This window comes from Vibrio splendidus, from assembly GCF_001557875.1.
In the GTDB taxonomy this organism is placed as follows: Bacteria; Pseudomonadota; Gammaproteobacteria; order Enterobacterales; family Vibrionaceae; genus Vibrio; species Vibrio splendidus_F.
In genome coordinates, this window is record NZ_LNRF01000001.1 from 158,008 (window position 1) to 172,540 (window position 14,533).

Genomic DNA, 14,533 nt, shown 5'->3' on the forward strand with positions numbered 1-14,533 from the left:
TAAATAAAGAGTATATAGATGAAAAAGTTAGCGCTGATTTCGGTTGTCGGTTTAATTCTAACTGGCTGTGGCGGTAGTGACAGTAATAACAATGGAAGCAACGATAACAACACGCAAGCTCCATCAGCAATTCAAGGTACCATTGACTCTGTTTCTGGCAACACCATTGTTGTGAATGGCTATAGCTATCAAGTAGACAGTGCGAACTATGCAGGCGAAGACGTGGCAATTGCAGACCTAGAAAAGAACATGATGGTCTCTATTTCATCTATTGCTCGTAGCGCTTCAGCTCACACTGGCGGGGCTCAAGTTGCTCTTGAACCGACCATCGTTGGTCTTATTTCAGACGCCAACCATGATAATGGCACATTTAAAGTCAATGGCATCGCATTAACCTTTACAGATCTGTCACGTGAAATTGAAAATGGCGATTGGGTTATGGTCTCTTCTTTACCAACAGCGAATGCAGGTTACAAAGTACTTTCTGTTGTTAAGTTTGAGTACTCTAACTTAACTGAATCCGTTGAAGTTGAAGGGCTAATAAGCGATTTAAATGAATCGACTTTCAAACTTGGTGCTAATCTAAGTGTTGATTATTCAATTGCCCATGTCGACAACGATGGAAGCAGCAATAGATTATCTAACGGTCTTTGGGTTGAAGTGACAGGCTCAATGGCAGACTCTGTACTAACGGCCAATGAAGTGGAAGTCGAAGACTTCGACGAAGTAAGCAATGACACGGAAATCGAAGGCATTATTACTTGGGTGGCTAATGACAAATTATCATTTGATTTAAGCTACAAAGGTCGCTTTCTTGTCAATGACAATACTCGTTACGAAGACGGCAACAAGTCAAATTTAACTGTAGGTACAGAAGTCGAAGTAACCACGAAACAAGCTAACGGCGAAAATGTTGCTACCGAAATCGAATTTGAACACGACGATGATTCACAAGATTGGAATGATAATGACGTTGATTTTGAGGGTGAAGTTCAGAGCACCGATGACGAAGCATTGAGCTTTATCATTCAGACGCCATTTGGCAATCAAACTGTCTACGTTAACCAAAATACTCGCTATGAAGACGGCCTAACTTTCAATACATTACAAAATCAACGTGTTGAAGCTGAAGCGTACAAGGTTAACAGCCAGTACATCGCGAGCGAAATTGAAGCTGACGATAACGACTAAGATATAATGTCGTTACTATTATCTTTAAACGCCACGCATACGCGTGGCTTTTTCGTTTTAATACTAGTAAATACACACATTAAGATTACCTCATCAATTATAATCGATTTACATCCAGGGTGATCTTTAGTCCAGAAGTTAAGTAATTGATAAATGTGAAAATTACAAAAAACAAACATTCACTATAGATATCACTCGCATATATAATCCCATCAATTAGATATGTCTCTAGAATAAATACTCCTGCTATTTCCACTACATTCCGTTTTGATACATTTTTCACCAATGGTGTTCAATTTATAAATAGTCATATTTATCAATGACATTCTCCCAATTGATTCCAGAGTAGTGAATTTTTATCAATAACTTAATAGGAGAACTAACATGAATGGTCAACGTTCACTGTTAGCAGTGGCAATAGCCCTAGGGATAGCAGGATGTGGTAGCGACAGTTCGGATAGCTCCACAACTGATACTGGCGGTTCAACAGCAACTTCAGCGTCTTTAACAGCAAAGGCCGCTGATGGCTATTTGGTAGGAGCCAATGCGTGTTTGGATCTAAACAGCAATAAAGTTTGTGATAAGGATGAGCCAAGTGCCGTAACGGGTGACGATGGTTCGTTTACGATTGATAATCTAACTCAAGAGCAACTTGAACAAGGTACTTTGTTGATCGAAGTGGTTGCCGGACAAACCATCGATACCGATAATCCAGGAGTCGTTCTAAGCAAGAGCTATCGCTTAACTGCCCCACCAAAATCCGCATTTATTAGTCCATTAACGACTCTGATTCAAAATGAAATCGAGAGTGGTTCTTCGTTAGAAGAAGCCAAAACAACGATTCAAGAAAAGTTGGGAACAACACTCGACTTAACGCAAGATTATATCGAAGCCAAAAACAATAATGACTTAGCCGATTCACAAAAAACGGCTTTTGAAAACCTACACCGTGTTGCTCAAGTGACCGCGTCGGTCATGGCAGAGAATACTGACGCACTATCAGAAACCGCAGCGGGTGCTGGTATTTCTGTCGAAGCACTCACCGCATTGATTACTGAGGAAGTAACACGAGTTCTCGACGAAGTCGTTAAGAATATTGAAGCAGCTGGAGAAAACTTCAACCCAAGCGACATTGCTGACAGCATTAATCGCGATCATATCGCTATTGATGACTCTAATCTTGAAGATAAAATTAAAGAAAACGAAGCAAACAAAGGTTCTAAGAAAGCCGATCTCGCGAAGCTTATCAAAACAGACGGTATCAATTGGTTTGGTGGCGATAACGACACCGGCAAAGATTTAGTGGTCGCCTATGGAACGCTAAAAGCGGACTCCGATAACTCAGTCACCGAAACCAGTTATGTTTATGATTACTTTGCAGAACAGTTCGTCCAGCTAGAAAATGCCCCAGACACAAATAGCATGGTATTGGGTCAAAACGGTTGGGAAGCGAGTGATTATACCTTAACCAGTATTAAACCGAATAAGGACGGTAGCATAACTCTAGAATCTAAAAGCTCAATTTATAATGAGGTTGCTAGCGCCAAGCAATTAGATATCAGTGGACTCGATGTTCGTTCAATAATGGATAAAACGGACGATGAGAACGTTTGGTCTCACATTATGCCAGTAGGATTAAAATTCCTAGATAACACAACGGCATACAAGTTGTCTGTAGCGGATATCTACGACAATATTTTTACCTTTTACAAGGGTGATTGGTGTGCAGAGTACGATCCAGACCGTTACCAAGCGCTCAATAACTCGTGTAACGGAATAAGCGCCTTTAAAAATGGCGACGTTACAGATACATGGCTTGCAACTTTAGCATCAACCATTGCTGACGATGAATCAGATCGTCATGAAACAGCATCTAACAATCATGATGATTTAATCCCGATGGCAGGCTTAGAAGATGCTGAAGTATTTGCACAGATTCTGTCTAACGGTACCGTTGTTTATTATTCAAGAGCGTGGGAAGGAAACACTCAGTTCTTGAGGTTAGCAGATCTTGGTTCATGGAAAGATATATCATTGAACGGTGAGGTATTACGCCAAGTTACAATTCCACAATCAATCCACTCACAAACCACATGGTCAAATTATCAAAAACAAGATAACTCTGCTTACCTATCTGTTGTCGACGGGTTTGTACGTATAACCTACAAAGAGAACGAAGAGATTGATAGTGAAGCCTATATCTTTGATGAAGCGACTAAACAGTTCATTTTGGATAACGCATTAACGCCACAGCCTCTGCACCCTCTGAACCTACAGGCTTGTCTTGACTCGCTACCAGATGCTGGGTTCGCACCAGCAATCAATGACGTCACGGTTTACGATGTACAGCGCACACCTATGTGGGAGCTGGAGCCAGTAACACAGAACCTAACTTATGAGTTTACCTATCTTGGGGATTCTTTCTCTTGGCTGAATGACGTTACGTTAGTAACCGGACTTCCAAGTTGGATTTCGGACCTAGCGGGTAACCTAGAAAAAACGCGTATCGATATTAAAGATTCGGAAGGTGTTTTAATAGGGTATGAGTATTCATATAGCTCTGAAGATCACTATCTAGGTCAAGAAGGCTTTAACTCTGATGACTCACTAGGTTGGGGGTCAGCTAAAGCAGTATTACCACTAGCGATTGCTGATAACCAAAAAATCATCAATCAAACGGTAGACTTTGGAACGTCAACTAACGCACCACTCACCTCTCAGTTCGATTATTGGTGGGACGAAGAGAGCGGGGAGGTAATCGAAATAGAGTATCCTGGCTTAAGAACCGTTTCTGTAGAAACATCACTGGATGAAATTATTTATGCGAACCCTATCTATCTATCCTCCTTCGACTACCAACAAACCTACCTAGGTAAAGAGGAAATCACGGTGCCTGCAGGTACTTTTGCAGCATGTAAAGTAACAAGTGAGACACAGTTCGCAAACTACGGACCTATTGATACTCAAACCACCTGGATTACCAACCGAGGTTCAATTAAGTCCACCCGTGAAGAATCTTCTTGGGGCATGTCGATTAATATGGAAGCAAAAAGCTTACCTTCTATTCAATAATCGATAAATAATAAGAACAAGCCAGCATCTTATTGGCTTGTTCTTTTTATTATTAGACCTTTAAGCCAACCTATTAATTTACCAAACTTGATAGCATTTCCAGCAGACCACGCCCTCAATTAAACGCTCTAGCAACGCGGCCGTTGCTGCTCAGTTCATAATGACCAATATAAGCAGGAACAAACACCGATTGCCCTTTGGTGAGTGTTAAGTGCTCGCCTTTCTGACTCATTAGCGTTAAATCATCATCGATTGCCATTAAAATTTCAGCGCCGCTTGTGATGACTTCTTCTTGCTTTGGGCTATGAAAGATATTGAAATCAAAGTCACTAACTGGGATATCATAGCGATCACATTGACCCTGTTTTGAGGGCGCTGACAACAAGCGTTCGAACGGGATTGGGGTGAACTCAGTGCAGGCAACCAACTCAGCGACATCAATGTGTTTTGGCGTTAAACCAGCACGTAACACGTTGTCTGAATTCGCCATAATCTCGAGCCCAGTCCCCTTGATGTAAGCATGCGGAGTGTTTGCATTCAAATACATTGCTTCACCCGGCTTTAATGTGATCAAGTTAAGCAGCAGAACACAGAACAGACCGATATCGTTCGGGTACTGATGGCTAAGCTCAGTAACCAAAGCAAACTCAGATTGATCTTGGTGAGCGGCTGCGTAAGTCAGAAGTTGCTCTAATGCGCGGTGTTTACGTTGGTCATTCAACGTTAGCAGATCACGAAAAAATGCTTCTAAACCGTGAGGATCAGGATGGTTGCCAAACTCTTCAACCAAACCAGTAAGCTCGCTCGAATCCAACTTTTTGAACAAACCTAATATTTCATTGAATTCTCGAAAGCCATTCATCGCTTGATATTCAGTGATCGCGTAAACCAATTCAGGTTTGTGGTTTGAGTCTTTGTAATTACGATGCCCTGCAGTCAGAGGGATTCCAGCTTGCTCCTCTCTCGCAAAGCCAATTTCAGCTTGATGCTTGTTTGGGTGAACTTGAACCGATAACGCTTTTTCTGCTGCCAAGATCTTAAACAAGAACGGCAGTTCACCGAACTCCTGCGCAATATCGCTTGATAGATAAGCGGGTTTATTCTTGTTAATCAGCTCAGATAGAGGCACCAAATGTTGGTCAAGCTTAACCATTGAGCAACCTTTCGGATGCGCTCCCATCCAAACTTCCGCTTGCGGCTCTTGTGACTCATTCTTAAAGCCAAACAGTTCACGTATCGAAGAAATGCTCCCCCATGCATAATTTTGGATGGTGTTTTCCATTGGGAAAAATGAGTGTTCTGAGAAGTGGCTGAGTGACATAGCGTTTTCCGTAGTGAGCCCTTTGAACACAATTCAGAGAGCTGATTTCTAATAACATAAATAATTAGAAAGACTACAGAGCGCGGCTAGAACCCACATGAGATGAGGTCTTAGACGCAATAGGAAAAATTCTTAGAAACAGGTGAGAACGATGAAAAGCGTGAAAAGAGTCACATTTGAATATCACGTATAGAAAGCGACGAAAAGAAGATAGCGGCTTGTATCGCACTGGTTACAGCAGCGATACAAGCATCTGAATACAAACACCAGTGACTATCTTGCTATCGAGAAGGCTCCTTAAAAACCAGAACGAGCCTCTGCACTTTTCTGAGGTGATTGAGCTTGTAGGAAAGGCAGTAGCAGTAACCCGATGACCGCCGCACAAGTAGAGATGGTAATGAAAAATCCACTCCAGCCATAAGTTTCTAGAACGAGCGCTAATGGGTAACCAGAGAGTGCTGCCCCCATGTAAGCAAATAAGCCAACAAAGCCTGTCGCCGCCCCAGCAGAATCTTTGTGCGAACATTCAGCAGCAGCCATACCAATAAGCATTTGAGGGCCAAAAACAAAAAAGCCGACACAAAATAGTCCAGCCGCTTGAAACACAAAGTTGGTTAAAGGCATAAGCCATAAAGCCGATACCGAGAGGAAGATACCAATCGCAAACAGGATATTCATTGGACCGCGGTTGCCACCAAACAGCCTATCTGATCCCCACCCAGCAACAAGTGAACCAACAAAACCGCCAATCTCGAACAGAGACAAGGCAGCGTTGGCGTTGATCAAACTGTAATTGTGTTCTTCGGTTAAGTATAAGTTACCCCAGTCGTTAACCGCCGTTCTTACGATGTAGACCAACACATAGCTAAAAGCGAGCAACCAAATGTACTTATTGCTGAACACGTAAGTTTTCAGGATTTCTCGATAGCTTAACCCTTGTCCATGGCTCTCTTGCGCCAATTCTAGATGGTCATTGCGCCACTTCCCAACCGTCGGAAGTCCCATGGTGGTGGGCTTATCGCGCAAGCGCCAGCAGACGATAAGACCAATAAAAACACCAATCACACCCGGCCAGATAAACCCTGCTCGCCAACTGAATTGCAGCGTCAAATAACCTACAAGAATAGGAATAAGCGCCCCACCAACGTTGTGTGCTGTATTCCAGATTGCCCAGCGAAAACCTCTTTCAGAGCGAGAATACCAAGTCGTCAATAACTTGGAACATGATGGCCAGCCCCAACCTTGGAACCATGCATTCAGTACCCAAAGCGAGATAAAAGCAGCCAACGAACTAGAAAAACCAAACGCGATATTGATCAAACCTGTCGCGATTAGGCCGAGCCCCATGAAGTAACGCGGGTTCGACCGATCCGATATCGTGCCTGATATAAATTTCGATAAGCCATAAGAAAGATAAAAGAGCGTGCCCATTAAGCCAATATCGCCTTTGTCCAAGCCAAGGTCAGTGATCATGGCTGGCGCAGCATAATTAAAGGTTTTACGGGTGAAGTAAAAACCTGCATAGCCGACATACATTCCTATCATGATGTGTAGGCGCCAGTAGCGATAACTCTGATTGACCTCATCATCAGTTAGAGAATGATTCTTTGACGTAGCTGAGCGCAGAAATCCAAACATATTCGTTCTCACACTTTAGGTAATGTAACGCTGATATTGGTACCCGAAGATGAACCATTAGCGTTAATGGTCATCTTGCCGCCGAGCGCCTGAACACGCTCTTGCATACCGCGAACCCCCATTCCTTTGAGAAGATCTTGTGCTGTAAAACCAACGCCATTATCTGATATCTTAAGATAAGCCTGATCATCTAAAATCAGTTCAATTTTAATCTCGCTCGCACTCGCGTATTTATGGGCATTGTTTAAGGATTCTTGACACAGCCTGAAGAGAGTGACCTTGAGCGTGTCACTCAAACATAAATAATCACCTTGCCAATTTAACTGGATATCAACGCCATGGTCCGAAAACTCCATCTCTCGAATAAGCTGTTCCACGGAATCTTTTAGATCAAGATCGTCCAACATTTTAGGTCTTAGTTTTGTAAGTAAACGTTTGGTGGTGTCATAAACATTCAAAGACAATGACTCAATCGTACCCGCACAACGAACACTCATCTCAGCGGCATCGACGCGTTTAATAATGTTTGCCTGTGTACGAATTGCCGTAATGTTTTGGCCTATTTCATCATGCAGCTCACGAGCTATATCACGACGAACCGACTCTTCAGCGGTAACTAGCTGGCGTGAAAGATTTTGATTTCTTGAGAGTTCGTTTCGCAATTTCGAATTGAGATCTTTCTGCTTTTGAACCGCAAGGCCAAGCAATATACCTGTGATGGTTTGAGCAGATAGAGACAAAAGTAAATCGGTAATTTCGAGTTTGGATGTTCCGCTGTGAGCTGCAATCAACGCGACACTGTTTAACAGGGTCGCTAACAAAGCACCTTGCCACCCGTAACGAACCGCGAGCAAGATAATAGGGATCGCCATACAAAATGGGGCAAAGCGCCTTAGCTCATCAGGCAAACTGGTTTGTATCAAAATACTGGCGACCAACAAGACGCTGTATAAAGCGATGTGACGGATTTTGAACTCAACGACATTGTTGATTAAGTAAGAGCTCAGTGGCGCCCACTTATTTTGGAATAGGTAGTTCCAGACTAGATAACACATCGGCACTAACATCAGTCCGCCGGTGATACTCACCAACCACACCATGTAAACAGTCGGAACATGAGAGCCCACCACGGCAACGTTGATCAACGCAGTAACCATAATTAAGCTCGCCATCACTAACAAGTGACGATTCTGGTCACCATAGTAATAACGCTTGGCAATTAGAGTGGCAGGAATACTCAATCCACTGGCGATGAGTATCGTCAGCCATTGAGGTTCATCAAGTAATAGAGCTAAAGCGATCGCGAGCCCCCACTCTGCAATATAGATAGCAGGCCAATAGTGAGTGCGAGTATGCAGTGTCATTCCCAGTCGAAGTGAAAATGGGAAAAGCAGGATGGCTAACTCAGGGTCATTGATGAAATAGAAGGCAATAACCCACAAACAAAACCATGCACAGCCAGCCATAAAAACCCCACACAAGGAGGTGGCGAGATAAGAACGCATTAGTACTGGTCTTGTGTGAACAATTTAGCTAACTCGACGTTGTTCTTAACATTGAGTTTGTCCATCGCGTTGGCACGGTGTACATGCACCGTTTTATGGCTAACCCCTAGCTCAACAGCGATAGATTTTACATCGAGCCCTGTTGCCAATAGCTGACACACTTCGCTTTCTCTGCGGGTGAGCTGATTTAAAGAGGCTTTATTCTTCATGGGTGTCGCAAGCTTTATGGCGATATCAGGCGTGAGATAACAGCCACCATTTGCGCTCGTGTGTACGGCTTGGATTAACTCATCAGGGCTACAGCGCTTGCTGAGATAACCTTTGGCTCCTAACTCTAATGACTTCTCAACCATCGCCGGAGAGTCATGAACGCTCAACATGATGCTGGCAATACCTGATGGAATCTCTTCCAATAAGCTCAGGCCACTTTCATCTTGCATTGAGATATCTAAGATCACGACATCAGGATGACAGCTTGGCAGTCCAAGGCGCGCTTCTGCCGCAGAGTTGAATTCACCCACGACCGTAATATCAGCTTCAAGACTGAGTAATTGAGCAAAGCCCGATCGAACAATGACGTGGTCATCAACAAGCGCAACATTAATCATGATATTAACCAAAATTAAGAGTAAGAAAGAAAAATAGCCCCAACAGGAGCTATCTAAAATTAAGTTTATTGATAGAGATGATACTGAATCGAACTAACGATTGGTATGATCTCACGTGCTTTAAACCAATAAAGCACGTGAGACTCGCTACGCGTTTTGAGACGCTAAGTGCATTTTCTTAGCGTGGCGAATCTTCTTCTCTTCGGCAACCGCAACGAATAGCAGCAATACGATACAAATAGCCGCTGACGTATCGAGTGCAGCGAACGTTCCTTTCCAACCCGTTAAGCCGAAAATAGGCGTTCCATCCGCAATCATACCTAAGCCAAGTTTGGCAAAGCTATCACCAATTAAGTAAGCAAATGTGCCTTTCACGCCATCCGCAACACTAATTGCTTTCTTCGGTACGAAACCTACCGCAGCAACACCAATCAGCAACTGAGGGCCAAATACTAGGAAACCAAGCACAAACAGTGACGCTAGGTACATGAACTCACTCGTTGCATGCTGGTAGAACTCCAGCGAAACGATAATCAGGCCAAGCGATACACAAGCAACTAAAGCACGGCGTCCATTCGCAAGGTCTGATAAATAGCCCCACATTAGCGTGCCGACCAGTGCGCCAACTTCAAACAGTGTGAAACCTGAAATCGCGGTTTCTTTTGATAGACCTAGCTCTTGATACGCATAAACGGTAGACCATTGATCGATACCGATACGAACAATGTACAAAAAGATATTCGCGAAGCAGAGCAACCAGATCACTTTGTTTTTAAGGATGTATTCAACAAAAATCTCTTTCTTAGTCATTTGATTTTCTTCAGCAGCGGTATCTTCTTCGCTCACTTCTTCATCAAACAACTCTTCAACCGTACCTAAGCCGTATGCTTCTGGAGAGTCATTACCAAAACGCATACCAATAAAACCAACCACAATCGCAATGATCGATGGGAACACGAACATACCAATCACGTTGCCATCAAATAGGTAGTTTGCACCAAACAGAGCAACACCAGCAGCACCTGCACCACCCACGTTATGCGACATATTCCAAAGGCCTAAATAAGAACCACGCTTGTTACGAGGCGTCCATTTAGTGATGGTTGAGTAACTAGAAGGGCCGCCTGTACTTTGGAAGAAGCCACTCAATGCATAGAAGGCAACCATCATGAATAAGCTAGCACTGCCGCCGCCCATACTGAAGCTGAAGCCCAACATAGCAATACCAGAAAGGACAAGCATAAATGGCAGGAACTGCTTAGTGTTTTTACCATCGGCGTAGTAGGAAACGACGGTTTTACCGATACCGTAAGTGATAGAGAAGCCCAGACCGATAAGACCTAGATCCGTCATCGATAACCCATAAGTAGAAATCATGTCGTTTTGCGCGACATTGAAGTTCTTACGGATCAAATACATGGTTAGATAACCAATGAACACGACTAGGTAAGATTGCAGGAATGGTTTAAACCACATTTTTCTTCTAGTTTCGACCGGAAGATCCAGCGTCGGTTTTCGAACCTGATCTAGGAACTTTAACATTGTGAACTCTCTTATTTTTTGTGAGGTCTGCACGGCATAATTGCGGCCATGCATTGTTTGTTAGTTGACCGTGAAATAATAAGGAGTCTAAAAATCGACCGCATGAGAGAGGGTCTTAGAATAACTAGGAAAAATTCTTAGTTCAGAATTGGGAGTCTAGAAAGCGTGAACAGCATCACTTTGTTTACGATCTGTTATGGATTGATATTACGATAACAAAAGTCACTCATTTCAAGACTGATGAACCTTGTAAACAAACAGAAACAAGCTAAACACTTCGCAACAAACAAAGCGCCAGTATCGGTTCATCACCGTCAATTTCCATGGTATGACCGATACTAGCTCAACATTCATTCTTATTAAAATAGATGCAATAGGCTTGTTACGCTTCGCGCAAATCGTACTACAGTCGCTTACCGCTACCGTCTTCCCACATCACTTCGCATTCATCCTTGATGGCGGCTTTTAATAATTCAACCAGTGGGAACGCTCGGCTACCGAGATTAACAGACGCTTCAACAGCCTCTTCTTCATTGTCGTCACCAACATTCTCTTGCTCTACCTGCTTGCTCTGCTCAGAGGCAATCGCAACACGTAAGTTATTTAACGCTTGAGGAACCTCTGAAGCATCAATAGCGCCAGGGATAGTGCCGCTGTGCCCAAGCATATTGATGAACTGAAGGCCGACTTCACCAAACATCGTGACGCTAGCATGGGCTTTACAACTAAAGGTGATTAACATAATGAGCCTCTCTTAATTTTGGTAGTTTACAAACTATGTTGACTAACTCACTGGAAAGCAAGTAGATAATCACCAAATCGCTTCTTCTAACTCGAACCTTAAGTTACTCGTTACCAGGCAGTTTTGCACCTTCAGCGACAAGTATCACCGGCAATTATAGGTTTGGTGCATTTAATTCAAAATATTGATAGCAGTCACACTAAAAAGACGACTAGCACTCCGCAACGGCTATTATTTAATCTACTATTAACTCCATTATCAAAATCTTTGGCATAAATCACATGAAAAGGCTCGTCGGCAGACACCTAGAAGAAATGGCGGACATACGATCCACCCGCAAGCAAAAAATTGTCCACTCCTTTTCACTGACTGCCGCTGTGTTATTCATTTTCTACACTTGGGCTTACTTCCAAGGCCAGCATTACACACTGTCGATTTTCGAACTGTGTTTTGCACTTATCGCTATCTCCAATGCATTTTACGTAAAAAAAGTTATTAATCCTGAGTATTCAGAATTGATCCTGAGCGGAGTCCTTCTAGTTCAAGGCATCATCTTATTTTTGTACAGTTATGCTATTCCCGATCGGATACTTTGGCTCTACCCGATTCTGGCAGCAGTCATTTTCATTAACGATTTCAGAATTGGCATTGTTTTGAGCACCTCATTTTGTGTGTTTATCAGTACCTTGATTACCGCTATGCCTAACAACTTTTCTTTACCATTTAACAGTACACACAGATTTATCCTTAGCTTATTTACCATGAGCTTGGTGTGCCACACATCTGCCTATTACTACACAAAAGCCGTCAGTTATATTCAACGTCTGTATAAAGAAGGCATCGAAGATCTTGCCTACAGAGACCAACTTACCGGCTTGGCAAACCGTTGGAGCTTTGAACGCTGGGCGGCTGAAAAACTTGCGACAGTCGATAGTGAGCGATCACTTACGGCATTGGTCTTTTTGGATATTGATGACTTTAAAGGCATTAACGACAGCTACGGACACGACGTCGGAGACAGTGTCTTGCAGCATTTTGCCAATCGCTTGAGCAACAATATTCGAACCCGAGACAGAAAAAGCCATGAATACGATTATTCGATTGCGCGTTTTGCTGGAGACGAGTTTGTTTTAATGCTCTACGATGTACCCTCTCGTAAAGATCTAGACGGTATTTTAGATAGGATTTGCGGGCTGTTCGAAAGTGGTTGCCAAACAAACGAGAGAATCAAGGAATTGACGCTAAGTGTTGGGGTTGCTTTATACCCACAAGACGCCCAAGAATTACATGAGCTGACGAGGTGTGCTGATAAAGCGATGTATGTCGCCAAGCATTCAGGAAAAAACCGATACGCTTATTATCACGACAACCCAGTATCAACCTTGATAGAAGAACTACCTACGAATCTAACCTGCTCAGGGTCAGATTCTTCTGAACTTGAAGATTGTCTTGAAGCAAAGGTCGAAGGGAACAATGTTACGCTATTAAAAACCCGTCAACGCTAGCCAGCCCTATAACTTAGCGGCGCTGCTAACCTGCAAGGTACATAAGCCAAAGGCTCACTAACCCGATCATAATAATCCATATGACTTGCCGTGTTCGGTTTGGGTTATTACCTTTAGGTCGCCTCACCACTGTTTTAAAAGCAGCTTGCTTAGCCGACTGAATAAACGGTGCTTCAATCTCACGTTTTTTGACGCGGCGTTTAACCGCGCTGTTTGCAACTTCTGTAAAACGCTGACTTTGCTCCGTTGTAAAGTCGTTATCAAAACCCATCCGACCATGCCTTTCGCCATGTTTTTGCTGAACTGCCATAGCGGCCTCCTTGGCGGTCTACTCTCTATTCAAGTATAGACATAATTTCATATTGTTACCTGTTCAAGATTTTCGAATAAGTCACTCAACGCTGTGCCATCTTCTTTTTCAATCAAATTACATAAACTACAGCTATTCAAGTATATGAGGGTTTCAAAATGACGAATGTAAGAGCAGTAGATCATGTGATTGCAGCCCATGCCACCTCAGACGGTGATGGTGTCAAAATCCAACGACTCACGGGTTTTAATAACACGCGCTTCTCTCCATTTTTGATGATTGATGAACTTAAATCGGATGAAAGCAAAGACTATGTTGGCGGCTTTCCTCCACACCCTCACCGTGGGATAGAAACGCTCACTTACATGCTGCAAGGTCACTTCCAACACAAAGACCATATGGGGAATGTTGGAGAGCTACGCAGCGGTGGCGCACAGTGGATGGCCGCAGGCCGTGGTGTTATTCACAGCGAAATGCCAATGATGGAAGAAGGCGCGCTGCATGGTTTTCAGATTTGGATAAACCAACCTGCGACACACAAAATGCAGCCAGCGCAATATCACGACTTCCAAAATGAAAGCATCGCGGAACATCAAAGTGAACAAAGTGGTTTGTTGAGAGTGATTGCCGGAGGGTTTGAACTGCACAACCAAACAGACGATGGTTCAGAGGCTTTACGATCGCAAGGTCCATTACAGAAAACAGGTGTGCCGTTAAGCGTTGCGGATTGGCGCTCTCATTCTGGGCAAAAAGTCACGTTAGGGACTAATGTTAATCACAATGCCATGACTTACGTGTACCGAGGCAGTATTAAGATCGGCGACAAAGTGATCAACCAAGGTCAACTTGCCCTGCTTACCAAAGCTGACTTGCTGTCTTTGGGTAGCTTAGAAGATTCAGGGGTACTGATTTTTTCTGGTGAACCGATTAATGAACCTGTTGTGCACTATGGTCCGTTTGTCATGAATTCGATGGAAGAGATTGAACAAACAATTCAAGACTACAACAACGGTGTGTTTGAGACTTACTGATGTCTTGGCTTTGAGCTTTGAGCTTTGAGCTTTGAAGATTGAAGATTGAAGATTGAAGATTGAAGATT

At 43.3% G+C, this 14,533-nt stretch carries 11 protein-coding genes; 4 read left to right on the top strand and 7 right to left on the bottom strand.

What is annotated here, in order from left to right; genetic code table 11:
- The first annotated feature begins 18 nt into the window (after positions 1-18).
- The gene (locus ATB74_RS00655; protein ID WP_061015789.1) at positions 19-1,191 is read left to right on the top strand and encodes a DUF5666 domain-containing protein; all 1,173 of its coding nucleotides are present in this window, start codon (positions 19-21) and stop codon (positions 1,189-1,191) included.
- A gap of 384 nt (positions 1,192-1,575) precedes the next feature.
- A complete protein-coding gene (locus ATB74_RS00660; protein WP_061015791.1) occupies positions 1,576-4,263 on the top strand; it encodes a hypothetical protein in 2,688 nt (895 codons plus the stop codon).
- Between the two features lie 115 nt (positions 4,264-4,378).
- Here the strand turns inward: ATB74_RS00660 and manA are convergent, their stop codons facing one another.
- From manA to ATB74_RS00690, 6 genes are all read right to left on the bottom strand, one after another.
- Positions 4,379-5,584: a mannose-6-phosphate isomerase, class I gene (gene manA / locus ATB74_RS00665; protein ID WP_061015793.1), complete on the bottom strand. Its 1,206-nt coding sequence runs from the start codon at positions 5,582-5,584 to the stop codon at positions 4,379-4,381.
- 297 nt (positions 5,585-5,881) lie between these two features.
- Entirely contained in the window at positions 5,882-7,222 is a 1,341-nt protein-coding gene (locus tag ATB74_RS00670; protein ID WP_061015795.1) for an MFS transporter, read from the bottom strand.
- A gap of 8 nt (positions 7,223-7,230) precedes the next feature.
- Positions 7,231-8,727: a signal transduction histidine-protein kinase/phosphatase UhpB gene (gene uhpB / locus ATB74_RS00675; protein WP_061015797.1), complete on the bottom strand. Its 1,497-nt coding sequence runs from the start codon at positions 8,725-8,727 to the stop codon at positions 7,231-7,233.
- Positions 8,727-9,335, bottom strand: a complete 609-nt coding sequence (gene uhpA / locus ATB74_RS00680) for a transcriptional regulator UhpA (protein WP_017061545.1) — start codon at positions 9,333-9,335, stop codon at positions 8,727-8,729. The genes uhpB and uhpA overlap by 1 nt, the downstream gene beginning before the upstream one ends.
- Positions 9,336-9,482: 147 nt before the next feature.
- Positions 9,483-10,877 (bottom strand): hexose-6-phosphate:phosphate antiporter, encoded by a 1,395-nt coding sequence (gene uhpT / locus ATB74_RS00685; RefSeq protein ID WP_061015799.1) that lies wholly within the window; start codon positions 10,875-10,877, stop codon positions 9,483-9,485.
- Positions 10,878-11,280: 403 nt separating this feature from the next.
- Entirely contained in the window at positions 11,281-11,619 is a 339-nt protein-coding gene (locus ATB74_RS00690) for a DUF1840 domain-containing protein (RefSeq protein ID WP_061015800.1), read from the bottom strand.
- Positions 11,620-11,933: 314 nt separating this feature from the next.
- Between ATB74_RS00690 and ATB74_RS00695 the strand changes: the two genes are divergently transcribed.
- The gene (locus ATB74_RS00695) at positions 11,934-13,124 is read left to right on the top strand and encodes a GGDEF domain-containing protein (protein WP_061017686.1); all 1,191 of its coding nucleotides are present in this window, start codon (positions 11,934-11,936) and stop codon (positions 13,122-13,124) included.
- A gap of 25 nt (positions 13,125-13,149) precedes the next feature.
- On the opposite strand, the gene ATB74_RS00700 is transcribed toward ATB74_RS00695, so the two are convergent.
- On the bottom strand, positions 13,150-13,434 hold the full coding sequence (locus ATB74_RS00700; protein ID WP_048614058.1) for a hypothetical protein: 285 nt from the start codon (positions 13,432-13,434) through the stop codon (positions 13,150-13,152).
- A gap of 158 nt (positions 13,435-13,592) precedes the next feature.
- Between ATB74_RS00700 and ATB74_RS00705 the strand changes: the two genes are divergently transcribed.
- A complete protein-coding gene (locus tag ATB74_RS00705) occupies positions 13,593-14,465 on the top strand; it encodes a pirin family protein (RefSeq protein WP_060980912.1) in 873 nt (290 codons plus the stop codon).
- The last annotated feature ends 68 nt before the right edge of the window (positions 14,466-14,533 follow it).

Bases quoted from the DNA above. Each gene is read 5' to 3' on its own strand.
- uhpB (WP_061015797.1), bottom strand. From the start codon at position 8,727: ATGCGTTCTTATCTCGCCACCTCCTTGTGTGGGGTTTTTATGGCTGGC.
- ATB74_RS00700 (WP_048614058.1), bottom strand. From the start codon at position 13,434: ATGGCAGTTCAGCAAAAACATGGCGAAAGGCATGGTCGGATGGGTTTT.
- uhpA (WP_017061545.1), bottom strand. From the start codon at position 9,335: ATGATTAATGTTGCGCTTGTTGATGACCACGTCATTGTTCGATCGGGC.
- ATB74_RS00695 (WP_061017686.1), top strand. From the start codon at position 11,934: ATGGCGGACATACGATCCACCCGCAAGCAAAAAATTGTCCACTCCTTT.
- manA (WP_061015793.1), bottom strand. From the start codon at position 5,584: ATGTCACTCAGCCACTTCTCAGAACACTCATTTTTCCCAATGGAAAAC.
- ATB74_RS00690 (WP_061015800.1), bottom strand. From the start codon at position 11,619: ATGTTAATCACCTTTAGTTGTAAAGCCCATGCTAGCGTCACGATGTTT.
- ATB74_RS00660 (WP_061015791.1), top strand. From the start codon at position 1,576: ATGAATGGTCAACGTTCACTGTTAGCAGTGGCAATAGCCCTAGGGATA.
- ATB74_RS00655 (WP_061015789.1), top strand. From the start codon at position 19: ATGAAAAAGTTAGCGCTGATTTCGGTTGTCGGTTTAATTCTAACTGGC.
- uhpT (WP_061015799.1), bottom strand. From the start codon at position 10,877: ATGTTAAAGTTCCTAGATCAGGTTCGAAAACCGACGCTGGATCTTCCG.
- ATB74_RS00705 (WP_060980912.1), top strand. From the start codon at position 13,593: ATGACGAATGTAAGAGCAGTAGATCATGTGATTGCAGCCCATGCCACC.
- ATB74_RS00670 (WP_061015795.1), bottom strand. From the start codon at position 7,222: ATGTTTGGATTTCTGCGCTCAGCTACGTCAAAGAATCATTCTCTAACT.